The organism is Pseudomonas kribbensis (assembly GCF_003352185.1).
In the GTDB taxonomy this organism is placed as follows: Bacteria; Pseudomonadota; Gammaproteobacteria; order Pseudomonadales; family Pseudomonadaceae; genus Aquipseudomonas; species Aquipseudomonas kribbensis.
On the sequence record NZ_CP029608.1, the window covers coordinates 3,319,112 to 3,343,250 of the forward strand.

Here is a 24,139-nt window from a genome sequence, read left to right on the forward strand (position 1 = left end):
CGCCCCCATGAAAAAGACGCCCATCGCGTTATTGCTGACCCTTGGTCTACTCAACACCCCGCTGTCGGCGTTCGCGGCGACTGCACCGCTGGATCTGGTCGGGCCGGTTTCGGACTACAAGATCTACGTCACCGAGCAACTGGACCAGTTGGGCACCCACACCAAACAATTCACCGATGCGGTGAAAAAGGGTGACCTGGCCACCGCGCAGAAGCTCTACGCACCGACCCGCGTCTACTACGAGTCGATCGAGCCGATTGCCGAGCTGTTCAGTGACCTCGATGCGTCCATCGACTCCCGCGTCGACGACCACGAAAAAGGCGTTAAGGCTGAAGACTTCACCGGTTTCCACCGCCTCGAGTACTCGCTGTTCTCGGAAAAAAGCACCCAGGGCCTTAATGATCTGGCCGACAAACTGGATAAAGACGTGCAGGACCTGCAGACCCGCGTTGCCGGCCTGACCTTCCCGCCCGAGAAAGTCGTCGGTGGTGCTGCCGCCCTCCTGGAAGAAGTCGCCGCCACCAAGATCTCCGGTGAGGAAGACCGCTACAGCCACACCGACCTCTATGACTTCCAGGGCAACATCGACGGCGCAAAGAAAATCGTCGACCTGTTCCGTCCGCAGATCGAGAAGCAGGACAAGGCCTTCGTGGCCAAAGTCGACAAGAACTTCGCCACCGTGGACAAGATCCTGGCCAAGTACAAGACCAAGGATGGTGGCTTCGAGACTTATGACAAAGTGAAGGATAACGACCGCAAGGCGCTGGTGGGTCCGGTCAATACTCTGGCTGAAGACCTGTCGACCTTGCGTGGCAAACTCGGTCTGAACTGAGTTCCGCGCATAAAAAATCCCCCGGGCGCGTTCTGCGTTCGGGGGATTTTTGTTTTCCGGTCCTACAGAATCCGGTACAGCAACCGTTCGACCCGCACCCGGCTCACGCGCTTGAGGAACTTGGCGACCCCGGCCGGGTAATCCGGCAAGGCTTCCAGATCCTGGAAACGTTCGATCCGCGTGGTGTGTTCGAAGATGTTTTCCAGCTCAAGACGACGCGGCTCCAGCCACTCGCCTTTCGGGTCGTCGATCAGCAGCGCGTTTTCCAGATCGAGACGGAACGCCCTCGGGTTGAGGTTGTTGCCGGTCAGCAGCGTATAGCGCTGGTCGATCCACATGCCCTTGAGGTGATAGCTGTTGTCGCCCTCACGCCACAGATGCAGGTTCAACTGGCCACTGTCGATGTTGCGCTGATGCCGCTTGGCGAAACGGCGCAGGCTGATCTCGTAAAGGTACGGCAGCGCGGCGATCACCTTGAACGGCTCGCTCGGCGGAATGTAGAAGTCGTTGGCGGTCTTGTCGCCGACCACGATGTCGATCTTCACGCCACGGGCCAGCGCCCGGTTGATCTCGCGGATCACCCCCAGCGGCAGGTTGAAGTACGGCGTGCAGATGGTCAGTTGCTTCTGGGCGCTGGCGATCAGCTCCAGAATCACCCGGTTCAGCGGGTTGTTCTTGCCCACGCCGAGCAACGGGCTGACCGACAGGCCGGTATGCGCCGTGCTGCCGGCGCTGGTGTCGTACGCCGCATATTTGAGACGACTGCGCAGATCGCCGATGTCGTTGCGCAGGCTGCGGGTGGTCGGCAAGTGCGGCAGGTCGAGGCGATGCACCGCTTTCGATTCGATCAGGCCGTGCTTGACCAGGTGGTGCATCGAGTCCGCCAGTTCACGGCTCTGTAGCACGTGATAACGGTCGAAGCGATACTTGTCGAACTTGTGCAGATAGACGTTGTTCAGGCTGGCGCCGCTGTAGACCACGCAATCGTCGATCACGAAGCCTTTCAGGTGCAGCACGCCGAACAGCTCGCGGGTCTGCACCGGCACGCCGTAGACCGGCACCACGCTCTGGTGGGTACGGGTCATCTCCTGATACCAGGCGGCGTTGCCCGGCTGCTTGCCGGCACCGATCAAGCCACGTTGGGCGCGCAACCAGTCGACGACCACAACGATTTCGAGCTCCGGGCGCTTGAGTTTCGCGGCGTGCAAGGCATCGAGGATTTCCTGACCGGCTTCGTCGTTTTGCAGATAAAGCGCGACGAGGTAGATGCGCTGGGTCGCCTGGGCGATTTTCTCCAACAGGCAACGACGGAACTCGGCGGCGCCGGACAGAATGGTCACGGCCTCGGCGGTCAGCGGAAAGCTGCGCAACTTGGGCAGCAGAGAGCGTTTGAAAAGCAACGGCATAGGGCTCGCAATGGGTCGAATCCGAAGAACCCGAGAGCTTACACCATCAACTCCTTTGGGTCTTGTGAGTGTCTGTAATAACTTCGTCGCCAGCAGCCTGATTCCCACGTGAATCACATTTCCAATGTGGGAGCGAGCCTGCCCGCGAAAGCCATTTCAAAATCAGCGCTTGACCAAGGAGAACGATCGTTCTACTGTTCGCCACATGAACGAAATCACCAGCAACGACACGACCCGCGACATCATTCTGGATGTCACCGAAAAGTTGATCTACAAAAGTGGCATCGCAGCCACCGGCATGGATCTTCTGGTGAAAACCGCCGGTGTCTCCAGAAAGAGTATCTACCGCTACTTCGCCAACAAGGAGGAGCTGACCGTCGCCGCCCTGCAACGCCGCGACGTACGCTGGATGCACTGGTACAGAAGCGCCGTCGATCAGGCCGAAACCCCGGCCGATCGCCTGCTCAACCTGTTTACCGTGCTCAAGGGCTGGTTCGCCTCGGAAGGCTTCCGGGGCTGCGCCTTCATCAATACCAGCGGCGAGACCGGCGATCCGCAGGATCCGGTGCGCCAAGTCGCCAAAGACCACAAACAGAAGCTGCTCGACTACGTGTGCGAGCTGTGTACCGAACATGGTGCCGAGGACCCGCAACTGCTGGCCAGACAGTTGCTGATCCTGATTGACGGCGCCATTACCGTAGCGCTTGTGATGGGTGATCACAGTGCCGCCGATAATGCGCAATGCATGGCGCGAAAGTTATTGGACCTGTAACGCCTCAATAAGCGACAAGTTGTTAAATCGTTAATTTGATCGGGAGACAAACATGTCTACTGCAGCTGAAGTGCGTCCGCCATTGCCACCCTTCAACCGTGAATCGGCCATTGAAAAAGTTCGTCTGGCCGAGGATGGCTGGAACTCCCGCGACCCGCAGCGGGTGTCGCTGGCCTACACCCTGGACACCAAATGGCGCAACCGCGCCGAATTCGCCAACAGCCGCGAGGAAGCCAAGGCCTTCCTGACCCGCAAATGGGCCAAGGAACTGGATTACCGCCTGATCAAGGAACTCTGGGCCTACTCCGACACCCGCATCGCCGTGCGCTACGCCTACGAATGGCACGACGACTCGGGCAACTGGTTCCGTTCCTACGGCAACGAGAACTGGGAGTTCGACGAGCACGGCCTGATGTTCCAGCGATATGCCTGCATCAACGACATGCCGATCAAGGAAAGCGAACGCAAGTTCCACTGGCCGCTGGGCCGGCGCCCGGATGATCATCCGGGGTTGTCGGAGCTGGGTCTTTAACTGCGGACCTCGCTACTTCCGGTGGAAGCACGGATGCTTCCACTTAATGCTTTTCCTCAGAAACAGAAGTCAGTCGCTTTTATCGCAAAAGGTACTAATGGACTGTCAGTAATGACAGTAGCAGCCATAGAGGATCTATCAAATCATTGCCATGCAGCCAGATTTGGCCGAATTAACGGCCTCTCTTCTACCCATGACAGTGAGCGACTGATATGACCCAGAAAAACATGGTTCCAAATGGTGATTTCAGTACCGGTGATTTCAGCAAATGGATTCCACAAGGTTACGACACACCTATATCCGTCGAACGCCACAACGGTAACTATGCCGCACGCTTGGTCGGTGGTAGAAACCAGGGTCAGAGTCTGGCAACCGAGACCTTTCAAATTCATCCGGGAGAGTTCGATTTCAGTTTCCAGATCCAGGCTCCCGATGCCGCCCCGTTGCAAGACACCAAGGATCGACGAATTCACCCTCCAATCCTCGACAAAACCTCCAACCCTTTGTTTCACGCGCACATCTACTACACCCTTTGGGCGACCAATCGCAACACTGGTGAACATGAAGTATGGCCCGAAGTGCGCTATGTCGATTCGCAAACAAGAACGCTGAAGCTCAAAGGCACAATCCAGCCCGGCTACGGGTGGTTAAGTGTTCACTTCGCCATTCCCAACGATTTCTTTGGAAACAAAGGGCGGTATTTCATCGACAATGTCTGGTTCTCGACTAAGTAGCGACTTACATTCAGTCACCACTTGATCGATAAGGATCACGGTCGCGATGAACGGGTGTTACGGCTATGATGACCGCCCGTTCCTGCCCTGCCGAAATAAGCCGATTCCATGCCTTTCGAACTCAGCGTTGACCTCACTACCCTGGCCGTTCTGGCCCTTGTCGCCTTCATTGCCGGATTCATCGACGCCATCGCCGGCGGTGGCGGTCTGTTGACCACGCCGGCGCTGCTCACCGCCGGTCTGCCGCCGCATCTGGTGCTGGGCACCAACAAACTGAGTTCGACCTTCGGCTCGGCCACTGCCAGTTTCACCTTCTACCGACGCAAGCTGTTCCACCCAAGGCAGTGGATGCACGCGATCATCGGCACGCTGGTCGGCGCGTTGACCGGCGCCATCGTCGCCCACTATCTGCCGGCGGAATGGCTGAACAAGATGCTGCCGGTAATCGTCTTCGCCTGCGGCCTCTACCTGTTGTTTGGCGGCACTCCGAAAGCGCCGCTGGACAGCGATGCACCGATCAAGAAGAAATGGCAATCAACCCAGGGCTTCAGCCTTGGCTTCTATGACGGCGTTGCGGGACCAGGTACGGGTGCGTTCTGGACCGTCAGCAGCCTCCTGCTCTACCCGATCGATCTGGTCAAGGCCAGCGGCGTGGCGCGCAGCATGAACTTCGTCAGCAACATTGCAGCGCTATCGGTGTTCGTGTTTTCCGGGCAGGTGGACTGGATCATCGGCCTGAGCATGGGCCTGTCGGTGATGGTCGGCGCATTCTTCGGGGCGCGCACCGCGATCAGCGGCGGCGCCAAGTTCATTCGTCCGGTGTTCATCACCGTGGTGCTGGGGTTGACCGTGCGTCTAGCCTGGCAGCACTGGTTCAGCGTGGCCTAAGCGCCGCGCCACGTAAACGTCGATCAGGTAACGTGCAATCGATTTTGACGCCGGCAACGGCGGCAGATCGTGCACGTTGAACCACTGGGCGTCTTCGATCTCGTCTTCCTGACAGACAATCTCGCCGCTGGCGTATTCAGCATGGAAGCCCAGCATCATCGAATGCGGGAACGGCCAGCACTGGCTGCCCATGTACTGGATGTTCTTTACTTCGATCTGCACTTCCTCGCGCACTTCGCGAATCAGACAGTCTTCAGCCGACTCACCCGGTTCGGCAAACCCGGCCAGCGTGCTGTAGACCCCGGTGACGAAACGCGGCGAGCGCGCCAGCAGCACTTCATCGCCCCGGGTCACCAGCACGATCATGCTCGGTGAAATGCGCGGATAACTGCGCAGGTCGCACGGCTGGCAATACATCGCCCGCTCCCGCGGCACCTGGGTCATGGGCTGACCGCAGTTGCCGCAGAACCGGTGTTCACGGGCCCACGTCCCGATCTGCGCCGCGTAACCCAGCACTTTGTAGATCGTGTGATCGCCGTCGAGCATGAACGCCCGCAAGCCTTTCCAGTTACAACCCGGCACCTCGCTGGTGCTGCGCAGTTCAAGCAGGTAGACCGGCTCGCCATCGAGGTGACCGATACCGTGCTCGGCGAGGATCGACAAGTCCTGGCGCTTGAGCCATTCCCGGGGGAACAGCGCGCCATTGTCATCGAACAGAAAGCCCTCGGGGCTGCGCGCGACGGCCCAGCCGCCGGGTTGATCGGTGTCCAGTACTGCGGTGGTCCAGCGAGGTGTCATGGTTTCTCAATCCAGAAATTCGGGTTTCTGTTTGCTCATGTGGGCGGCCATGGCCACGCGCAAGTCGGTGGATTGCAACATGGCGGCGTTCCAGGTGGCAACGTACTCCAGACCATCGTCAATTCGGTGGTCGCGCATGTAGCTGATCATTTCCTTGGTGCCGGTGACCGCGATCGGTGACTTGCCGGCGATGTCCCGGGCAATGTCCATCACGCCTTCGATCAGGCTGTCCTTGTCGCTGTAGACGCGATTGACCAGCCCGATGCTGCGGGCCTCTTCGGCGCCAAAGGTACGACCGGTGTAAGCCAGCTCACGCAGCATGCCGTCACCGATGATCCGTGGCAACCGTTGCAAAGTGCCAACGTCGGCTGCCATGCCGATGTCGATTTCTTTAATTGAGAATTGCGCGTCTTCGGCGGCGTAGCGCATGTCGCAGGCTGCGATCAGATCGATGGCACCGCCCAGGCAATAACCCTGAATCGCCGCGAGCACCGGCTTGCAGCAATTGTCGACGGCATTGAACGAGGCTTGCAGGGTCAGGATTTTTTTGCGCAACAGACGCGCATTGCGGCCGACGTCCTTGCCCAGTTCATTGGCGACGCCGGCCAGCATCATCAGGTCGATGCCCGAAGAAAAGTGTTTGCCGGCACCGCTGAGCACCACCACCCGCACTTCGTCGGTGTCGTCGATCCACTGGAACACCTCGACGATTTCGCTCCAGAACGCGGCGTTCATCGAGTTGATCTTTTCCGGCCGGTTGATCTGCACATGAGCGATGTTGTCGGCCAGTTCGACGCTGAAGGCGGTGTATTGAGTCATGGCAGAAATCCTTTACCGGTCTGAAAATGAGGCCTGAACTATATCAAGGCCTCAGAACGGCGGTTCGGCCAAATGCAGGACTCTAGCCGCCCTTCACCGCCACGAACGCGGCAGTCTCGTAAGGCACGGTCATCACATCCCGGCCTCGCAGTTCGGGATCGGATGCGATCAACGCCCGCAACTGTTCATCGATCCGGGCCCGCTCTGCATCCGGCAGCGCCGCGATGAAACTGGTGGAACGCACCCGGTTGAAAATCACATCTTCCGGCGAGCCGGTATGACCATGGTGAAAATGCTCGGCCTGTAACGGCCCGAACGCCGGATGCGGGAACACCTTGCGCCAGGCACCGGTGTAATAGCGCGGCGTGTCGCCTTCGCGGGCGTTGACGATGGCATCGAGCTTGGGCACCCAGCCGACCCGGGTGTCGCGCAGGTTCCAGATCAGCCCGAGCTTGCCGCCGGGCTTGAGCACCCGGGCGATTTCGTCCAGCGCCTCGGTGCTGGCGAACCAGTGAAAGGCCTGGGCGCAGACCACGGCGTCCACCGACTCATCAGGCAACGGCAAGTCAGTCGCCATGGCGCTGACGGCCAACACGTCGGGCCAGTTGGCAGACAGTTTTTCCAGCATCTGCGCCACCGGCTCCACGGCAATCACCTGGGCACCGGTCGCCACCAATCGTCCGGTGAACTTGCCGGTGCCGGCGCCGAGGTCGATAACGGTCTTGTGGCCATCCAGGTCCAGGGTTGCCGTCAGCCAGTCGGTGACTGCCGGCGGATATTCCGGCCGGCCTTTGACGTAGGTTTCCGCTGCGGTCTTGTAACCGGCGGCAGCGGAGTGGTGAACCTGATCTTTCATGGCGCAACTCCCGGGGTAGAACGGCGGATTGACGACAGACGACACGAGCATAGCCTTCGTGTTTGAGCTTTCCTTGAATGGCACCTGACAAAGCAATGAATAAAACTTCACCTTGCGGTGTTCAACGTGACACATGACCCCACTATGGAGCCTTGCCCATGACTATCCGTTCCGTTATGTTCGCCGCCCCGTTGCTAATGGCCGCAATGTTGTCCAGCCCTTTGGCCCTGGCCCACGGTGATGAAGACGAGCCGGTGCAGAAACCCAACTGCCCGAAAGGCCAGGTGTACGACAGCAAAACGCAGAAATGCGTGATGCAGACCAGCAGCCTGGTACCGGACGCCGACCGCACCGACTACGCCTATCGTCTTGCGAAGGACGGTCGCTATGAAGAAGCCCTTGCCTTGCTCGACACCCTGAAACAGCCGAACACCGCCAAGGCCCTCAACTATCGCGGCTATGCCACGCGCAAGCTGGGCCGAACCGACGAAGGCATCGGTTATTACCTGCAATCGGTGAAGCTCGATCCGCAGTACGCCCAAGTGCGTGAGTATTTGGGCGAGGCCTACGTCATCAAGGGCCGCATCGACCTGGCGCAGGAGCAGTTGCAGCATATCCAGAAGATTTGTGGCACGACCTGCGAGGAATACCGGGACCTGGCCGAAGCCATCAACGATTCATCGAAAACCTGACACGACACGCGGAGGCGAACATTTTCAGCGATCAGGCCTTCAGAGCCGAACTCGGACAACACCTGGCGCGCCTGTGGCGCTACGGCTTGCTGCTGTCGCGCAACCGGCACGTGGCCGAGGATCTGGTGCAAGCCACCTGCGTACGGGCGCTTGAACGTTCGGGCCAGTACGTGGCCGGCACGCGCATGGACCGCTGGCTGCTGAGCATCCTGCATTCGATCTGGCTCAACGAAGTGCGCGCCCGCCGGGTGCGCCAGGGCCAGGGCGTGGTGGACGCCGACAGCCAGCTCACCTTCGACGGCGAATACGCCGCGCAGACCCACGTCATGGCGGCGCAGGTGATCCGCCGCGTCGATGCGCTGCCGGAGACCCAGCGCGAAACGGTCTATCTCGCTTACGTCGAAGGACTGTCTTATCGCGAAGTCGCCGAGATCCTGCAAGTGCCGATCGGCACGGTCATGAGTCGCCTCGCCACCGCCCGCCTGAAACTGGCCGAATACCCGCCGCTGCATGCGGTACCGAACACCCCCGCAGGAGACCGGCAATGAATACGCCTTCCGACGAGCAACTGGTGGCGTATCTGGACGATGAACTGGACCGCGAACAACGCAGCCAGCTCGACAGCCTCATCGCCGACGATCCGCTGCTCAATCTTCGGGTGCAGTGGCTGAGCCGCAGCAACCTGCCCTATCGCGACGCCTACGATGAGCTGGCACGACAGGCACCGCTCGATCGCCTGCAAGCCCGACTGGATGCCGCACCCTCCCCGCAACGTCCCGGTTTCAGTCGGCGTTGGTTCATGGGCGCGGCGGCAGCGGGCATGGTGTTCGCGGGCGTCGCGGCGGACCGTCTGTTCCTTGGTTGGCTAGCGCAGCAATCGCACAACTGGCGCGAGCTGGTGGGCGATTACATGGCGCTATACGTCCCGCAAACCCTTGAACATCTGGCCACCGACGAAGCCTCGCAACTGGCGCAATTGCGCACCGTCGACGCACGACTGGGCCTGAACCTGTCGCCAGCGAAACTGAAACTGCCCGGCGCGCAGTTCAAACGTGCGCAGCTACTTGAATACGACGGCGTGCCGATTGCACAGATGACCTGGCTCGACGCCGCCCACGGCCCGCTGGCACTGTGCGTTACCCGCTCCAACAGCGGCAGCCAGCCGCTGGCCCATGAACGCCGGCACGGGATGAACGTGGTGTACTGGACCGAACGCGAGCACGCGTGGATGCTGATCGGGCATAACCCGGCCACCGAGCTGGAAGGTCTGGCAAAAATGTTTAAAGAGCGGCTGAGCACATGAGCCAGCCTGTCACTATGCTTGGCCAGTGATTATCCAGGGAGGAACCCTTACATGCCGATTTCACCGCGTACTGCATTGCTGGTCATCGATGTACAGAACGACTTCACTCCCGGCGGCCAGCTGGCTGTGCCCGAGGGCGACCTGATCGTTCCGTTGATCAACCGCCTTGCCGAACAGTTCAAGCAAGTGGTCATTGCCCAGGACTGGCATCCGGCGGGCCACGCTTCGTTTGCCTCCAGCCATCCCGGCCGCCAGCCCTACGAGGTGATTCAACTGCCGTACGGCGAACAGACCCTCTGGCCGGATCACTGCATTCAGGGCTCACGCGGCGCCGATTTTCATTCGGGACTCAATCTGCCCCACGCTCAACTGATCATCCGCAAGGGCTGCAATCCGGACATCGACAGCTATTCGGCGTTTCTTGAAGCGGACCGGGCAACCACCACGGGGCTGGCGGGTTATCTGAAGGAACGCGGCATCGACACGGTGTACATGGTCGGCCTGGCGCTGGACTTCTGCGTGATGTTCTCCGCGCTGGATGCACGGGCGGCGGGGTTCAATACGTTTGTGGTGCTGGATGCGTGCCGGGCAATCGACATGAATGGATCGCTGGCGTCGGCGATGGAGCGGATGCAGGTGGCCGGGGTCGGACTGATCCAGTCCACTGAACTGCTCTGATCACTCGGAACGAATGTGGGAGCGAGCTTGCTCGCGAATGCGGTGCTGTGTCGCCCCCTTCGCGAGCAAGCTCGCTCCCAAAATGAACAGGTGCGGCCAGTCAGTCAGGTTGGGGTCGGGGTTGGTAGCCAAAGCCTGAACCGCGCTCCACCCAACGGCGAACCTTCCACCGTCAACGTCCCGCCCTGTGCTTCCAGCGCCCGACGGCTGATCGCCAGTCCCAGACCAAACCCGCCAGTGGCCCGGTCGCGGCTGCGGTCCAGTCGATAGAACGGCTCGAAAATCCGCTCCCGCTCGTCTTCCGGAATGCCGATCCCGTCATCATCCACCCAGATCTCACAGCCCTTCGGGCAGACCTGCACACCGATCTGAATGCGCTTTTCGCAGTAACGCATGGCGTTACGCAGCAGGTTCTGAATTGCACGGGCGGTCAGGCGTGGATCCAGGGAAAAGCGTTCCAGCTGATTGTGCAGCAACACATCGATGACGATTTCCGGTGATTCCAGTTCCTCGTCGACGCTGCCCAGAATGCTGTCGATGAACTCGTCCAGCGACACTTCGACCTGTTCCGGCAAACGCGCCGGATTTTGCAGGCGGCTGTAGGACAGCAACTCCAGCACCAGCTCATCGAGTTCACGAATGTGCGCCACCAGACCTTGCAGGCGTTCACGACTGGTTTGCGGCAGATCATCGGACAGCGCCAGCGCCAGGCCGAAATCCAGTCGGGTCAGTGGCGTACGCAGTTCGTGAGACACCGCGTTGAGCAGATCACGCTGCTGGTTGAGCAGGTTTTCGATATCACCGGCCATGGTGTCGAAGACGTTGGCCAGACTGCCAATGTTCGAACTCGAGCCGATTTGCGTACGTTCGCTCAAATGGCCTTTACCAAAGCGCTCGGCGGTGCCCTTCAGGCGCTCAAGATCGCGCCAGTGCGGCCGCAGCCAGAGCAGCAGGCACGCCAGCAAACTCGCACCGATCAGAACGTTGATGCTCCAGTACAGCAAGTTCACGTCCATCGGATCCGGCGGCACCACCATTTGCACGGCGATCTCCCCGTTCAGCGGCGTCACCGCCAGCGTCCGCCAGCCCCAGTCACCGATGCGCACCACGTTTTCACCACGACGCAGGCGCTCTTGTTCGATCGGGGTGAAATCAGCGTTATCGATACGGGCGAGGACGATGTGCAGCGGCTGGAAGTCCTTGTCCATCGACGCGGCAACCGCCGGCCACTGATCCTGCGGCACTGCGCGAAACTGTTTGGTGATCAGCGATTGCAGGCCCCGGGAATAGTCGAGATTGTAAGTCACGAAGCGATCCCTGAACGCCATCACCACCAGATCCGGCACCAGATAGATTGCCGCGCTGTAGGAAACGATCGTCACCAGATAAAGGCGAAACAGGATTCTGAACATCGACTCAGCATTCCCACTCGGAACGGCTGAACAGATAACCCTTGCCCCACACGGTCTTGATCTTGCGCGCCTCGCCCGCGTGGTCATCGAACTTGCGGCGCAGCTTGGAAATCGCCACGTCCACCGAGCGGTCGGTGCCGTTGAACTCTATACCGCGCAGGCGTTGCAGGATCTGGTCGCGGCTCAGCACTTCGCCGGCATGACGGGCCAGCACCACCAGCAGGTTGTATTCGCCGCTGGACAGCTCGACCGGTTGCTCGCGCCAGGTCACGGTGCGCTCCGACAGGTCAATGCACAGATTGCCCATCAGGATCCGGTCGTTGGCAGTCATCGGCTCGCCAAGGCTGCTGCGCCGCAACAACGTGCGCACTCGGGCCAGCAGGACCCGCGGCTCGCAGGGTTTGGTCACGTAATCGTCGGCGCCCATTTCCAGGCCCAGCACCTGATCGTGGCTGTCATCGCGGGCGGTGAGCATCAGGATCGGCAGCGTCGCCGAGTCTGCGCGCAACAGGCGACAGACCTGCAAGCCGTCGAGGCCCGGCAGCATCAGGTCGAGAATCACCAGATCCGGCGGATTGAGCCGCGCCCGTTCGCGCACATGGTCGCCACGGCCGATCACGCTGACGGAATAGCCGTTGCGCTCGAGATAGCTGGAGATCAGTTCGGCGAGGGCGGTGTCGTCTTCGACCAGGAGGATGTTGGGCATTGATGATCCAGAAAGTGCTGTGGCGACTCATCATCCGCTATCGCGAGCAGGCTCGCTCCCACAAAGGACTGTATTCCAAATGTGGGAGCGAGCCTGCTCGCGATGCTTTATCTGTCGCAATAAATTTCAAGGCGTAAAGGATATACGCCCTCACTCGTCCCTGAGCAAAACCCTTACACAATTTCACACAGCGCCTACAAAGCTTCACCGCTACCCTCGGCGACTGTCCGTAGGATGCGCAGATCAATATTGGGGGTTGTACATGTCGAAGAATCTGCTGGCCGGGCTCGGCCTGATCGCATTGGCGCTGACGCTGAGTGCCTGTGGTAAATCCCCGAGCACCGAGGAACAGGCGCCGCCGGCCACCGTGCGGGTCGAAACCCTTGAGGCGCGCCCCCTGTCGATCAGCAGCGAATTGAGCGGACGAATTGCCGCACCGCGCATTGCCGAAGTCCGCGCCCGGGTCGCTGGCGTGGTGCTGCAACGCACCTACCGCGAAGGCAGCGACGTGAAAAAGGGCGACGTGCTGTTCCGCATCGATCCGGCACCGTTCAAGGCCGACCTGGACAGCGCCGAAGCCGCCCTGCGCAAGGCCGAGGCCAACGCGTTCCAGGCAAAACTGCAGGAACAGCGCTACGCCCAGTTGATCGACGACAAGGCCATCAGTGCTCAGGACTACGACAACGCCCGCGCCAATGCCCGGCAGACCGCCGCCGACGTTGCCGCCAACAAGGCTGCCGTCGAACGGGCGAAACTGAATCTGGGTTACGCCACCGTCACTGCGCCGATTTCCGGTCGTGTCGGTCGTGCCCTGGTCACCGAAGGCGCACTGGTCGGCCAGAACGAAACCACGCCCATGGCGCTGATCCAGCAACTGAACCCGATCCACGCCGACCTCACCCAGTCGACCCGCGAACTCAACGAGTTGCGTCGGGCGTTCCGTTCCGGGCAGTTGCAGCAGGTCGGTCAGGATCAGGTCAAGGCCACGCTGATTCAGGATGACGGCAGCCTCTATCCGCTGCCGGGCAAGTTGCTGTTCAGTGACATCACCGTCGATCCGGGCACCGGGCAGATTGTTCTGCGCAGCGAATTCCCCAACCCGGACCTTGATCTGCTGCCCGGCAGCTACGTTCGCGTGCGTCTGGAACAAGGCGTGATCCAGCATGGCCTGACCGTGCCGCAACGTGCGGTGCAACGCGACAGCGCCGGTGTGGCGCAGGTGCTGACCGTCGACGATCAGATGCGCGTCGCTCTGCAACCGGTGCAACTGGGCGCCGTGCAGAACGATCGCTGGATCGTCACCGGTGGCCTGAAGGCCGGCGACCGCGTGGTCATCGAAGGCCTGCAGCACGCCCGCCCCGGCGAAACCGTGCAGATCGACGACACCCCTCTTCCACTTGCCCAGACCTCTGGTCAGTAAGCAGGACGCTTTTCTATGCCGCAGTTCTTTATCGACCGCCCGGTGTTCGCCTGGGTCGTCGCGTTGTTCATCCTGTTGGCCGGTGCGCTGGCCATCCCGCAATTGCCGGTGGCGCAATACCCCGACGTCGCGCCGCCGCAGATCGAAATCTATGCGGTGTACCCGGGCGCCTCGGCGCAAACTGTTGACGAAAGCGTGGTCAGCCTGATCGAGGAAGAGCTCAACGGCGCCGATCACCTGCTGTATTTCGAGTCGCAAAGCAGCCTCGGCAGCGCCACGATCAAGGCGACGTTCCAACCGGGCACCAACCCTGAGCTGGCACAGGTTGATGTGCAAAACCGCCTGAAGGTGGTCGAGTCGCGCCTGCCGCAAGCGGTCAACCAGCAAGGGTTGCAGGTGGAGAAAGTCTCCGCCGGTTTCCTGCTGCTGATCACCCTGACCTCCAGCGACGGCAAGCTCGATGACGTGGCGCTCAGCGATTACCTGGCGCGCAACGTGATGAACGAGATCAAGCGTATCGACGGCGTCGGCAAGGCCCAGCTATATGGCGCCGAGCGGGCGATGCGGATCTGGGTCGACCCGCAGAAGCTGATCGGCTTCAACCTGACGCCGGCCGACGTCAACGCCGCCATCGTCGCGCAGAACGCCCAGGTCTCGGCGGGCAGCATCGGCGATCTGCCGAACCCGGGCACTCAGGAAATCACCGCGACGATTCTGGTCAAGGGGCAGCTGTCGACGCCGGAAGAGTTCGCCGACATCGTGCTCAAGGCGAACCCCGACGGCTCCACCGTGCGCATCAAGGATGTGGCGCGGGTCGAGATCGGCAGTCAGGAATACCAGTTCGGCACTCGCCTGAACGGCAAACCGTCCACCGCCGTCGGCGTGCAACTGTCGCCGGGCGCCAACGCCCTCAGCACCGCAACGCTGATCCGGGCGAAGATGGATGAGCTGTCGCGCTATTTCCCGACCGGTGTGGAGTACAAGATTCCCTACGACACTTCGCCATTTGTGAAGGTCTCGATCACCAAAGTGGTCTACACCCTTGGCGAGGCGATGTTGCTGGTGTTTGCGGTGATGTTCCTGTTCCTGCAGAACATCCGCTACACACTGATCCCGACGCTGGTGGTGCCGGTTGCGCTGATGGGCACCTTCGCGACCATGCTCGCGCTGGGCTTCTCGATCAACGTGCTGACCATGTTCGGCATGGTGCTGGCCATCGGCATTCTGGTGGACGACGCCATCGTGGTGGTGGAGAACGTCGAACGGATCATGGCCACCGAAGGCCTGTCGCCCAAAGAGGCGACACGCAAGGCGATGCGGCAGATTACCGGCGCGATCATCGGCATCACGCTGGTGCTGGTGGCGGTGTTCATTCCAATGGCGTTCATGCAGGGCTCGGTGGGCGTCATCTACCGGCAGTTCTCGCTGTCGATGGCCACCTCGATTCTGTTCTCGGCGTTCCTGGCCCTGACCTTGACCCCGGCATTGTGCGCAACGCTGCTCAAGCCGATCGCCAAAGGCGAGCACCACGAGAAAACCGGATTCTTCGGCTGGTTCAACCGCCGCTTCGAACAACTGACCGATCGCTATCAAGGCTGGGTCGGCTACGCGCTGAAACGTACCGGGCGTTACCTGTTGATTTATGGTGTGCTGCTGGTGGGTCTGGGCCTGTGCTTCGCGCGCCTGCCCTCTTCGTTCCTGCCGGTCGAGGACCAGGGTTACACCATCACCGACATTCAGCTGCCGCCAGGCGCGACCAAGAACCGTACCGTGCAGGTCGCCGAGCAGCTTGAGGCACACAACAGTGGCGAACCGGGCATCAGTGACAGCGTGGTGATCCTCGGTTTCAGCTTCTCCGGCAGCGGGCAGAACGCCGCACTGGCGTTCACCACTCTCAAGGACTGGTCACATCGCGGCAGCGACGACTCGGCCAGCTCGATTGCCGAGCGTGCCAACATCGCCCTGAGCCAGATCAAGGATGCGATGGCGTTCTCGGTACTGCCGCCGCCGGTGGACGGGCTCGGTACGTCCAGCGGTTTCGAGTTCCGTCTGCAGGATCGCGGCGGCCTCGGTCATGCGACTTTGATGGAGGCGCGCACCCAATTGCTGGAAGCCGCCGAGAAAAGTCCGATCCTGATGAACGTGCGTGAAAGCGCTCTGGCCGAAGCGCCGCAAGTGCAGCTGGAAGTGGACCGCAAACAGGCCAACGCGCTGGGTATTTCCTTCGCCGACGTCGGCAACGTGCTGTCCACCGCCATCGGTTCTTCGTACGTCAACGACTTCCCCAATCAGGGGCGCATGCAACGGGTGGTGGTGCAGGCCGAAGGCGACCGTCGCAGTCAGGTCGACGACCTGCTGAAGATGCACGTACGCAACGACGCCGGGAAAATGGTGCCGCTGTCGGCATTCGTGAGAGCCACTTGGACTCAGGGCCCGGCGCAACTGACCCGCTACAACGGCTACCCGGCGATCTCGATTTCCGGTGAACCGAAACCCGGCCACAGCACCGGCGAAGCCATGGCGGAGATCGAACGGCTGGTAGCGCAAGGGCCGAAAGGCATGGGTCAGGAATGGACCGGTCTGTCGTTGCAGGAGCGTTTGTCCGGCAGTCAGGCGCCGATTCTGCTCGGGTTGTCGCTGCTGATCGTGTTCCTGTGCCTGGCGGCGTTGTACGAGAGCTGGTCGATTCCGACTTCCGTGCTGCTGGTGGTGCCGCTCGGTGTGCTCGGCGCAGTGCTGGCGGTGACTTTGCGCGGGATGCCTAACGATGTGTTCTTCAAGGTCGGCCTGATCACCATCATTGGCCTGTCGGCGAAGAACGCGATCCTGATCATCGAGTTCGCCAAGAGCCTGTATGACGAAGGTCACGATCTGATCGACGCCACGCTGCAAGCGGCGCGCCTGCGGTTGCGGCCGATTGTCATGACGTCGCTGGCGTTCATTCTGGGTGTGGTGCCGTTGGCGATTGCCACGGGCGCGAGTTCGGCGAGTCAGCAGGCGATTGGCACAGGGGTGATTGGCGGGATGATTACCGCAACATTGGCAGTCATCTTTGTGCCGGTGTTCTTCGTTGTCGTGATCAAACTTGTGCGCCGATTCACCAAGCCTGATTGATCGAGCGCTCCCGGCGCGGTGGCCACAGGTCGCCGCGCTGGGCTAAGGTGTCTGAACCACCCTGGCCCATCGAGTCCCCATGCGCTTCCTCGCCCGCACCCACCCTCGCCTTTCCGCTGCCGCGCTGCTCGGCCTTGCCGCAGGCCTCCTGGCCCCGGCGGAATCTGTCATCAGCAAAATCCTCATCGGCTGGAACGCCGGGGTCTGGACGTACCTGATCCTGATGCTTTGGCTGACCATCCGCGCCAAAGCGCCGGACGTCAAACGCATTGCCGAAGTCGAGGATGAAAATGCCGGGCTGGTGCTGTTTGTCGTCTGCATCGCGGCGTTGGCGAGCCTGGCCACCATTACCGTCGAACTGGCTGGCAGCAAGGACCTGGAAACCACCCGCAAACTTCTGCATTACGGTTTTACCGCGTTGACCGTGATCGGTTCGTGGCTGCTGATCGGGGTGATTTTCTGCGTTCACTATGCCCGGCTGTTTTACACCTGGGACGGCAAGGAACCGGCACTGCGCTTTGCCGAAGGCCTGACAACACCCAATTACTGGGACTTTCTGTACTTCTCGTTCACCATCGGCGTGGCGGTGCAGACGGCGGACGTTGGAGTGGCTACGCGGGAGATACGCAAGATTGTGCTGGCACAGTCGTTGATCGGGTTTGTGTTCAATACGGCGATTCTGGGTTTCTCAATCAACATTGCTGCCGGTTTGTTTGGCTAACACTCCAAACCGAAAGAATTCACAAAGTTACGCAAGCAACCAGCGTAGAAAAATCATAAAAACACTCAAATGTAAACTGACAGGTATGACAGTTTACATGCAGGGTGGAGTGCGATCAGATGTAACTTCCGTGGTCGGGTAGATACCAAACCGCGGCTGACTCTCGCCCAATAAAATGATGGAGATTCTGCTCATGACCGCTGCACAGAAACTCGATACGCTTCATAAAGGCAGGTCCACCCGTGCCGCAGAATTCAATGCGTCTATCGACAAAGGTGAACCGTTGAATTTCAGAGCGACGTTTAGTCAAATCACTTACCCGCAAGTGGGAGAGCCACCTCGCTGGACAATCAAGGCTGACTATCGTGACCCCATGGATAATCAGATTAAAACGATCCGGGTAATACTTTTCAAAGACCCAGTCGACTCCAAAGCTAAATTAGCCAATGCAGATGTGATGGTTACTTACAGCGACTCGGCGGAGGAGCCTCCATCAGAATATTCTACTGACGCCCCCACTACAGCTTTCACATTCAATTCAGAAAACTCGTCTATCAAAGGCGAGATCAGCGCAACAGTTTCTGATGGCCTTGAACCGGGCAAGATACACGAGCTCACTCTCGAGTTTGATCTACAGGCAACAGAATGGTCCCAGCGCCGATAGCACGCGTCACAAACAAAAAAGGAGGCAGCTGCCTCCTTTTTATCACTCCATAACCTGATCAAAACGCAACGCTAATACCGGCACTCACATTGTAATCCTGCTTGACGGTCTTGCTTTGGCTTGAACCTGCCTCGGCAAACAACTGCACACCATTTGGCAGAGCCCAGTTGACCCCACCTGCCAGCTCAACGCTGGTCGCAGAAGTATCGTTGTTGAAACGGCTTTCGTTAACCCCGACTTCATTCGACTTGATGAACTCATGCCCCATCGCGACCCGGGCTCTCGGTTGCAGTTTCTGTCCATTCCCCAAATCCATTTCGCTTCCTATGTAGAGCCCGCCCTTGGCCACGAGTGATCGAGTCGACTGGCTATCGACCTCAAGACCATTGTCCAGGGAATAATGTTCACCTGAGACAACTGCCGCGTTGAGTTGAGCAAAGGGAGCCAAGAACCAACGATCGTTCAGCGCATACTGCTTGCCTACTTCAAGCGAACCACTCAATCCATAGCTGTCATAGTCACCTTCGGTGCGAACACCATCACTCATGGTGACCTTCAGGTGATTATCGAAGCGGTTTATCTTCGTGACCGCATCAATGTAGAAGCCGGTTTGCGAGTCGAATTTCGTTGCATAAGCGCCCACCGAGTAACTGTCGACAGTACCGGAGCTTCCGTATTTCAGATCCAGGTTGCTTTGGCTGTAGCCAATCATAGCGCCGACCAGCCAGTCGGTGTCCGCCAGCTTCGTATCGGCCCCGAATACAACGCCCTGCTGAGTCTGGCTGTAACCACCGCCATAACTATCCTGGACGCTGTAGCGGTTACCGTAGGTACGTGTCCAAACGCCTCCATTGCCTGAGTTGAGGCGACGATCACCCATGCGCGTATTAAGCAACGTACGTTCAGCCTCAATGATTGTGGGAGCCGTATTGGCAATTGCCAATACCGATCGAGTACTGGTGCTGACCTGCGTGTCAGGCCGCAAGAACCAGCCATCACCTTCATCAAACAACTTGTAAGTGAACGCACCGGCATCCACAGCTCCGTTTATCAGGGCAAACTTCGCGTCACCGCCGCCGACATGGACCAATTGGATAGGCTCAGTAGTCAATGGTTTGCTACCAGTCGCTCTCACGTTGATTCGATAGTCGCCCGTAGCGTTACCATTAACATTCAGAAAATCTGTCTGGCGACCACCAAAATCCGTGGCCATCTTGAGAGTGCCATTGCCAGACAAGTTACCGACATCCAGTTGGTAAAATCCAGCGCCCTCAGCAAAATCAAGTGTTCCGTTATTCATGGCCAATTGACCAACCTGGTTATTGCCAGTCAAGACCCAGGTCGAGTCGTTCAGCGCGAAACTCGATACATTTTCAACGCCACCGGTGAATGTCGAGCCATTATCAAGCGTTACATTGGAACCCTTGATTGCATCGCCTTGAAAAGTACCGGTAAAACTACTTTGATTGTCCAGATTCAGCCTGGAAACATTCTGCAGATTACCTTTCAACGAAGCGTTAGAGTCGAGACTGACCGTTGCTGTACTGCCAGACGCCACCACAACATTTCCGCTGAGGTTGCTATTGGCAACGTTGAAATCGACGGACGCCCCACCTGCCACCTCCAGTATCGAGCCGTTGCCGCCAATCAACGTGGAGCCGTTCAACACGCTGATTTCGAGTGGCCCCAGCGGATTGCTGCCGATATCTGCAATGATCGCCGCTCCGCTTTTACCCTCGACACTGGAGTTGTCGAGAACCAGCTTGCTCAACTGTTCATCAGTACCATCTCTTTGATAAACAACACCATTGAGACCACCAATGATCTTCGAGCCAGTGCTCAGATTCGCAGAGCCACCGGCCAGCGTCAGGCCAAAACTCGATGCACCGGTACCTTCCAGAGTGCTGTTTGCCAGATTCAAAACACTGTAGGCAGTCGCAAAAGCCCCACCGGTGGTGCCACGAACCGTGCTGTCGCGCATATTGACCGTTGAGCCGGTTTGGGTATCGACATCCCGCACGGCTTGTAAGCCGATTGCCCGCCCGGAAATCGTCGATCCCGAAATAACCGCAGAGCTATTCTCCAGTGACAACGTAACGAAGCCCCCGACACCGGTCACCGTGACGTTATCGAGGTTGACCGATCCACCGTCGACGGCGTTGATTTGCTGGGTCTGACCTCCGTTGGCATTCAGCGTCCCACCCTGAATCGTGATGTCCAGTGCGCTGGCACCATTGCTGGTCAAGATCGATCCGTTCGCCAGTTGCCAGCTTTCCACTACCGACCCGGGCAAGATCGTTTCGAGTTCTCCGGGATTCAGTGCGCGAGCCTGTGCTTGAGGCGCGGACAACAGGAGTAAGGCGAGATACGGAAATCCACGAAGGATATTATGCCGCACAAGGGAGTTGTCTTTAGTCCACATGAGAACCACCACTATCAACTTCAAAGGAAGGTTCGGCGGTCTACATCGGATACGCCTTACCAAGGGCCGGCAAGGGTACTGATCCTCAGGGAAGCTCGATGTAGGATAAGTCTGCCAATCAGTCGGATATTTCCTTTAAGTGTGAGTGAACTAGCCTATGCAACGCCCGTCACGAACACGCATGTCTTTATGCCTGTGACGGGCGTCTGCAGACTGAGCCTTATGCATCCTCGCAGTATTCCCCACGCGGATTTACCAGACTGATCGTGCTTTGAAACTCTTCTGAAGGGTATTCAGTGCCACCGATCTCTACCGTGTACCAGATCTTCCACCAGCCCAGGTAATCACCTGGAACAACCGGGCTTGGGGGGGGGGCCGGAATATTTCTGATAGTGGGGTCATAAGGAGTAATGAACATATCGAAGCCGTTAGTCCCCTCTGGGTCGACAATTGGATGGGCTGCCGATTTGAAATCGGTTTGCGGCGACGGCTGTGTCATCGCGGCATCCCGGTAACCCTGGGCATGCAGAAAGACATTCCTGCCAGCCTTCAGATGAGTCGGATTACCTGGAATATGAACTTTCAAACCAAAATTCGGCTCTTTGAGATCATCGCAAAGAATAATGTTTTCATCCTCGTACTCCCTCTCAACCTCCGGTTCAACCAACTCGACAACAAGGGCGTTGTTGGTGACCATTGTGATGGGGGATGGATTTTCGTTAACACCACCGATATCAGACCAGAACCATTGCAGCGGTTTATTCGGACCGAGGCCTCCCGCATCAATCGTTGCCCAAGGCAAATTGATAGTAACGGAGGTATCTCCATCTTGCAGAAACACCGGACCAAACCGTACACCGGCGTATTCTCCGAAAACTTGCTGGCCGGTTTTTACCGGTTTATCCGGATCGCTCGGGAGGGTGATGGTAACTGTCTGTTCCTTATTGTAATCCGCAGGTTCAAGTACATCATCTACCGCGGTACTTGTAATATGAGGCTCATCCAGTTCGTCATTAGGCGCAGGCGGATCTACCGGATTGATCGGCCCTGGGTAATAGATATTCTCGAAAAAGTCATCAAGAAATGAAGTACTTATTTTTGTCGGGCCGCGCAACAAGGTAGCTTCTACCTTGACGGCAACATCGGTCTCGGTATCAGCACCACCTTCATAATATGAAGCCTCGATATCGGCATATGGAACAATCCGTTCATGTGGATCGTTCGAGCCAAACGCTTCCGTACCTAAATCCTGGTTATTCCATGTAAGCTTTACATCATCATCATCCAGCACATTCGCGACTCTTTTCAGCAGAATCTTGACACCCACCGCACAATCCTTGAGATCAATCAACTTATCTGTCGTGGCGAGCGGAACAATCGGTTTTTCAAGAACAGGCTGTGGTTTGAAGAGAACTTTCAATCCTATGGCGGAGGACGTTGCACTACGGTTACCCGGATCGCCAGCGCCATCATCCAGAATATAGTAAGCATAGATTGCTTTTGGACTCAGCTGTTTTACCTTTTCAATATCAACGGTAATTGTCCCGATACCTGCCGCATCGGTGAAAGTCCCCTCGAAAAGAGGTGGATCGGCGTTTACAGCCGAATACGATTCGCTGATATAAAACAGGATTTTGTCAGCCGCAATCCGGTTTTGCCAGTTGATTGGAAACGTAACCACCATGCCTGTTTTATTGCGCTCGATAAAATCATCATCGATGACTCCACCGGAAGACAATGTGGGGAGTACAGGCACAGGCGGACGTATTTTTGAACCACCCGGAACAGCTTGGTAAGCGGCTCGACGGTCAATAATGAATTGGGTTGGGTCCGAAGTCCAGGGATTACCAACCGGAGGCCTCACGCGATAACGGACCAACCAGTTGGTGGGTGTAGCCGGGGGATTGTCCTCAACATGAGCATCGGCTGGAATTGTGACCTCATAGGTAGGTGGCCGCCCTGCGACAAACCCGGCGTCGAAGCTATGCTGGACGACCCAGTTATTGGTACCGGCGCGAGTTGTACTGACCTCCACGAAGTCATTGTCCATCTGAATTTCCCAGAGTTTTAACTCCACGCGAATCAGTCCGCCAGGTACAAGTTTTGTTGCAACTATCCGTGTGTCGGTATCACTCACTTTATCAAGCACGGTCGGTGGCAAACCGGCCAAAGGTCCGACTGATCGGGTTTGAAGTGCTAACCGATCAATTTCACCAAGCTTTTGTTTTGCGTTCATTTGCTGATCTCCTGATTATTCTCATGCAACACACCAGTTAAACCCATTACCGCAAAAATCAAAGCAGTACTCCTTACCAAATAGCACTTACCCACCCAAGAACTCGTCGTTCAACAACAGTCAAGCGAGGCGTGCATCATGGCGGGCCGCAGATCACCAGAACTCCGAATTTACCTGGCTTGAGACGGTCAATTTTCACATACCCCAACTTGGACTCGCCTATATATTCAGCACCCCTCTTTATTTTATAAACTACGGAACCCGAGCATTTATCTATTAAAGGTCTGGAGTGCGGGACGAATGGTATCGGCGGCAATTCAAAACCCTCGATACTTTTCTCGTCCTCTTCCGTCAAGGTATAACTAAAGTCTCCCCGCGTCCCATCAACATAGTGTTCTTCATCTGCGCTCAGCACCGAATAACCTTTCCACACACTCTCGCAAATGTCGCCTTTTTTAAATCCTTGAAAAGGTATTAAAACGAATATTCCATCCCAGATTGGACGAATCGTATCGCAATGAAGATAACCCCAAATATCTGCATCCGGAAACTTCGGCGGCAGCAAAACCGGCAAAGGAATGATACTGCGATCAATAGTCAGTTTCTTTTCTTCAGATTCAGTTTTATTGCCTGGAAATGGTTTGACTGCTCTAACGGAGTAATAAAGCATTGCGACTCCGTCATTAGAAAAAAGACTGACATCCAGAGGTATCTCAAACTCAACCTCGGTAATAGGTCCGTCTTTGACCTGCTTATAGATCGTTGTAGTTATTCCGCCCTGCACCCAGTAAACAGTGAGTTCATCTGATTTTCCGAGCTGATCCGCGTAGTTAGGCCAACGGGGAACTCTTGCTGTTCCTCCGTTGATCAATACCTTCGCCGGCACGTTGCCGTCCGGATCACTATCGGGCACATCGTCCACTGTGGGACGGTCGGCAAGCAGGCGGTTCGATGATTTTCCTTTACTGATCGTCATGGCGACATCCTGAGGAAATATATCTACAGCTGATGAAATTAGAGGCTTATGCATCGGTTTTGCCTACTGTCAGATCTGACAGGTAGAGATACCGTTCGTCGTCTGCGCAAGTCATCCACACGGTTTCTCCACTTGACGTTTCTCCAAGGTTGAGGCCA

General features: G+C 58.0%; 22 protein-coding genes. 13 read left to right on the top strand and 9 right to left on the bottom strand.

Annotation, left to right across the window (positions count from 1 at the left end):
- Positions 1 to 7: 7 nt before the first annotated feature.
- Positions 8 to 832: an iron uptake system protein EfeO gene (gene efeO / locus DLD99_RS15075; protein WP_085709988.1), complete on the top strand. Its 825-nt coding sequence runs from the start codon at positions 8 to 10 to the stop codon at positions 830 to 832.
- A gap of 62 nt (positions 833 to 894) precedes the next feature.
- Here the strand turns inward: efeO and pssA are convergent, their stop codons facing one another.
- Positions 895 to 2,238 (bottom strand): CDP-diacylglycerol--serine O-phosphatidyltransferase, encoded by a 1,344-nt coding sequence (gene pssA / locus DLD99_RS15080; protein ID WP_114883265.1) that lies wholly within the window; start codon positions 2,236 to 2,238, stop codon positions 895 to 897.
- Positions 2,239 to 2,443: 205 nt separating this feature from the next.
- Here pssA and DLD99_RS15085 point away from each other — a divergent pair, with 205 nt between their 5' ends.
- The 4 genes from DLD99_RS15085 (at position 2,444) to DLD99_RS15100 (ending at position 5,164) form a co-directional block, all read left to right on the top strand.
- Complete coding sequence (locus tag DLD99_RS15085) at positions 2,444 to 3,010, top strand: TetR/AcrR family transcriptional regulator (protein WP_085709990.1); 567 nt, start codon at positions 2,444 to 2,446, stop codon at positions 3,008 to 3,010.
- A 52-nt stretch (positions 3,011 to 3,062) separates the two neighbouring features.
- Positions 3,063 to 3,542 carry a nuclear transport factor 2 family protein gene (locus DLD99_RS15090; RefSeq protein WP_114883267.1) on the top strand — a complete coding sequence of 160 codons (480 nt, stop codon included), beginning with the start codon at positions 3,063 to 3,065 and terminating at the stop codon, positions 3,540 to 3,542.
- 212 nt (positions 3,543 to 3,754) lie between these two features.
- Positions 3,755 to 4,276, top strand: a complete 522-nt coding sequence (locus DLD99_RS15095) for a hypothetical protein (RefSeq protein WP_114883269.1) — start codon at positions 3,755 to 3,757, stop codon at positions 4,274 to 4,276.
- A 108-nt stretch (positions 4,277 to 4,384) separates the two neighbouring features.
- Positions 4,385 to 5,164 carry a TSUP family transporter gene (locus DLD99_RS15100; protein ID WP_085709993.1) on the top strand — a complete coding sequence of 260 codons (780 nt, stop codon included), beginning with the start codon at positions 4,385 to 4,387 and terminating at the stop codon, positions 5,162 to 5,164.
- Here DLD99_RS15100 and nudC read toward each other — a convergent pair.
- The 3 genes from nudC to DLD99_RS15115 form a co-directional block, all read right to left on the bottom strand.
- Entirely contained in the window at positions 5,132 to 5,962 is an 831-nt protein-coding gene (gene nudC, locus DLD99_RS15105; RefSeq protein ID WP_114883271.1) for an NAD(+) diphosphatase, read from the bottom strand. The genes DLD99_RS15100 and nudC overlap by 33 nt on opposite strands.
- Positions 5,963 to 5,968: 6 nt before the next feature.
- The gene (locus tag DLD99_RS15110; RefSeq protein ID WP_114883273.1) at positions 5,969 to 6,781 is read right to left on the bottom strand and encodes a crotonase/enoyl-CoA hydratase family protein; all 813 of its coding nucleotides are present in this window, start codon (positions 6,779 to 6,781) and stop codon (positions 5,969 to 5,971) included.
- An 82-nt stretch (positions 6,782 to 6,863) separates the two neighbouring features.
- Positions 6,864 to 7,637: a class I SAM-dependent methyltransferase gene (locus DLD99_RS15115; RefSeq protein WP_114883275.1), complete on the bottom strand. Its 774-nt coding sequence runs from the start codon at positions 7,635 to 7,637 to the stop codon at positions 6,864 to 6,866.
- A 158-nt stretch (positions 7,638 to 7,795) separates the two neighbouring features.
- On the opposite strand from DLD99_RS15115, the gene DLD99_RS15120 reads away from it, so the two are divergent.
- The 4 genes from DLD99_RS15120 to pncA all read left to right on the top strand — a co-directional run bounded on the left by DLD99_RS15120 (position 7,796) and on the right by pncA (position 10,310).
- Complete coding sequence (locus DLD99_RS15120) at positions 7,796 to 8,329, top strand: tetratricopeptide repeat protein (RefSeq protein ID WP_114883277.1); 534 nt, start codon at positions 7,796 to 7,798, stop codon at positions 8,327 to 8,329.
- A 62-nt stretch (positions 8,330 to 8,391) separates the two neighbouring features.
- The gene (locus DLD99_RS15125) at positions 8,392 to 8,877 is read left to right on the top strand and encodes an RNA polymerase sigma factor (protein WP_114886697.1); all 486 of its coding nucleotides are present in this window, start codon (positions 8,392 to 8,394) and stop codon (positions 8,875 to 8,877) included.
- Positions 8,874 to 9,632 carry an anti-sigma factor family protein gene (locus tag DLD99_RS15130; protein WP_114883278.1) on the top strand — a complete coding sequence of 253 codons (759 nt, stop codon included), beginning with the start codon at positions 8,874 to 8,876 and terminating at the stop codon, positions 9,630 to 9,632. Before DLD99_RS15125 ends, DLD99_RS15130 begins: the two co-directional genes overlap by 4 nt.
- A 51-nt stretch (positions 9,633 to 9,683) precedes the next feature.
- Positions 9,684 to 10,310: a bifunctional nicotinamidase/pyrazinamidase gene (gene pncA / locus DLD99_RS15135; protein ID WP_114883280.1), complete on the top strand. Its 627-nt coding sequence runs from the start codon at positions 9,684 to 9,686 to the stop codon at positions 10,308 to 10,310.
- Positions 10,311 to 10,414: 104 nt separating this feature from the next.
- Here pncA and DLD99_RS15140 read toward each other — a convergent pair whose 3' ends face one another.
- Both DLD99_RS15140 and DLD99_RS15145 read right to left on the bottom strand, forming a co-directional pair.
- Positions 10,415 to 11,722, bottom strand: a complete 1,308-nt coding sequence (locus DLD99_RS15140) for an ATP-binding protein (RefSeq protein WP_114883282.1) — start codon at positions 11,720 to 11,722, stop codon at positions 10,415 to 10,417.
- A 4-nt stretch (positions 11,723 to 11,726) separates the two neighbouring features.
- Positions 11,727 to 12,428 carry a response regulator gene (locus tag DLD99_RS15145; protein ID WP_007960391.1) on the bottom strand — a complete coding sequence of 234 codons (702 nt, stop codon included), beginning with the start codon at positions 12,426 to 12,428 and terminating at the stop codon, positions 11,727 to 11,729.
- A gap of 262 nt (positions 12,429 to 12,690) precedes the next feature.
- Here DLD99_RS15145 and DLD99_RS15150 point away from each other — a divergent pair, with 262 nt between their 5' ends.
- The 4 genes from DLD99_RS15150 to DLD99_RS15165 all read left to right on the top strand — a co-directional run bounded on the left by DLD99_RS15150 (position 12,691) and on the right by DLD99_RS15165 (position 18,347).
- Positions 12,691 to 13,848 (top strand): efflux RND transporter periplasmic adaptor subunit, encoded by a 1,158-nt coding sequence (locus tag DLD99_RS15150; RefSeq protein WP_114883284.1) that lies wholly within the window; start codon positions 12,691 to 12,693, stop codon positions 13,846 to 13,848.
- Positions 13,849 to 13,863: 15 nt separating this feature from the next.
- The gene (locus DLD99_RS15155) at positions 13,864 to 16,962 is read left to right on the top strand and encodes an efflux RND transporter permease subunit (protein ID WP_114883286.1); all 3,099 of its coding nucleotides are present in this window, start codon (positions 13,864 to 13,866) and stop codon (positions 16,960 to 16,962) included.
- Positions 16,963 to 17,041: 79 nt separating this feature from the next.
- Entirely contained in the window at positions 17,042 to 17,683 is a 642-nt protein-coding gene (locus DLD99_RS15160) for a DUF1345 domain-containing protein (protein ID WP_114883288.1), read from the top strand.
- Positions 17,684 to 17,876: 193 nt separating this feature from the next.
- On the top strand, positions 17,877 to 18,347 hold the full coding sequence (locus DLD99_RS15165; protein ID WP_114883289.1) for a hypothetical protein: 471 nt from the start codon (positions 17,877 to 17,879) through the stop codon (positions 18,345 to 18,347).
- Positions 18,348 to 18,405: 58 nt separating this feature from the next.
- Here DLD99_RS15165 and DLD99_RS15170 read toward each other — a convergent pair whose 3' ends face one another.
- The 3 genes from DLD99_RS15170 to DLD99_RS15180 all read right to left on the bottom strand — a co-directional run bounded on the left by DLD99_RS15170 (position 18,406) and on the right by DLD99_RS15180 (position 23,981).
- Positions 18,406 to 20,769 (bottom strand): autotransporter outer membrane beta-barrel domain-containing protein, encoded by a 2,364-nt coding sequence (locus tag DLD99_RS15170; protein ID WP_162803487.1) that lies wholly within the window; start codon positions 20,767 to 20,769, stop codon positions 18,406 to 18,408.
- 220 nt (positions 20,770 to 20,989) lie between these two features.
- Positions 20,990 to 23,005: a hypothetical protein gene (locus DLD99_RS15175; RefSeq protein ID WP_162803488.1), complete on the bottom strand. Its 2,016-nt coding sequence runs from the start codon at positions 23,003 to 23,005 to the stop codon at positions 20,990 to 20,992.
- Between the two features lie 136 nt (positions 23,006 to 23,141).
- On the bottom strand, positions 23,142 to 23,981 hold the full coding sequence (locus DLD99_RS15180) for a hypothetical protein (protein WP_114883295.1): 840 nt from the start codon (positions 23,979 to 23,981) through the stop codon (positions 23,142 to 23,144).
- Positions 23,982 to 24,139: the final 158 nt, after the last annotated feature.

Coding starts and splice junctions, on each gene's coding strand:
- DLD99_RS15095 (WP_114883269.1), top strand. CDS start 3,755: ATGACCCAGAAAAACATGGTTCCAAATGGTGATTTCAGTACCGGTGAT.
- DLD99_RS15140 (WP_114883282.1), bottom strand. CDS start 11,722: ATGTTCAGAATCCTGTTTCGCCTTTATCTGGTGACGATCGTTTCCTAC.
- DLD99_RS15160 (WP_114883288.1), top strand. CDS start 17,042: ATGCGCTTCCTCGCCCGCACCCACCCTCGCCTTTCCGCTGCCGCGCTG.
- nudC (WP_114883271.1), bottom strand. CDS start 5,962: ATGACACCTCGCTGGACCACCGCAGTACTGGACACCGATCAACCCGGC.
- DLD99_RS15145 (WP_007960391.1), bottom strand. CDS start 12,428: ATGCCCAACATCCTCCTGGTCGAAGACGACACCGCCCTCGCCGAACTG.
- efeO (WP_085709988.1), top strand. CDS start 8: ATGAAAAAGACGCCCATCGCGTTATTGCTGACCCTTGGTCTACTCAAC.
- DLD99_RS15115 (WP_114883275.1), bottom strand. CDS start 7,637: ATGAAAGATCAGGTTCACCACTCCGCTGCCGCCGGTTACAAGACCGCA.
- DLD99_RS15090 (WP_114883267.1), top strand. CDS start 3,063: ATGTCTACTGCAGCTGAAGTGCGTCCGCCATTGCCACCCTTCAACCGT.
- DLD99_RS15175 (WP_162803488.1), bottom strand. CDS start 23,005: ATGAACGCAAAACAAAAGCTTGGTGAAATTGATCGGTTAGCACTTCAA.
- DLD99_RS15150 (WP_114883284.1), top strand. CDS start 12,691: ATGTCGAAGAATCTGCTGGCCGGGCTCGGCCTGATCGCATTGGCGCTG.
- pncA (WP_114883280.1), top strand. CDS start 9,684: ATGCCGATTTCACCGCGTACTGCATTGCTGGTCATCGATGTACAGAAC.
- DLD99_RS15165 (WP_114883289.1), top strand. CDS start 17,877: ATGACCGCTGCACAGAAACTCGATACGCTTCATAAAGGCAGGTCCACC.
- DLD99_RS15130 (WP_114883278.1), top strand. CDS start 8,874: ATGAATACGCCTTCCGACGAGCAACTGGTGGCGTATCTGGACGATGAA.
- DLD99_RS15120 (WP_114883277.1), top strand. CDS start 7,796: ATGACTATCCGTTCCGTTATGTTCGCCGCCCCGTTGCTAATGGCCGCA.
- DLD99_RS15100 (WP_085709993.1), top strand. CDS start 4,385: ATGCCTTTCGAACTCAGCGTTGACCTCACTACCCTGGCCGTTCTGGCC.
- DLD99_RS15180 (WP_114883295.1), bottom strand. CDS start 23,981: ATGACGATCAGTAAAGGAAAATCATCGAACCGCCTGCTTGCCGACCGT.
- DLD99_RS15110 (WP_114883273.1), bottom strand. CDS start 6,781: ATGACTCAATACACCGCCTTCAGCGTCGAACTGGCCGACAACATCGCT.
- DLD99_RS15085 (WP_085709990.1), top strand. CDS start 2,444: ATGAACGAAATCACCAGCAACGACACGACCCGCGACATCATTCTGGAT.
- DLD99_RS15155 (WP_114883286.1), top strand. CDS start 13,864: ATGCCGCAGTTCTTTATCGACCGCCCGGTGTTCGCCTGGGTCGTCGCG.
- DLD99_RS15170 (WP_162803487.1), bottom strand. CDS start 20,769: ATGTGGACTAAAGACAACTCCCTTGTGCGGCATAATATCCTTCGTGGA.
- pssA (WP_114883265.1), bottom strand. CDS start 2,238: ATGCCGTTGCTTTTCAAACGCTCTCTGCTGCCCAAGTTGCGCAGCTTT.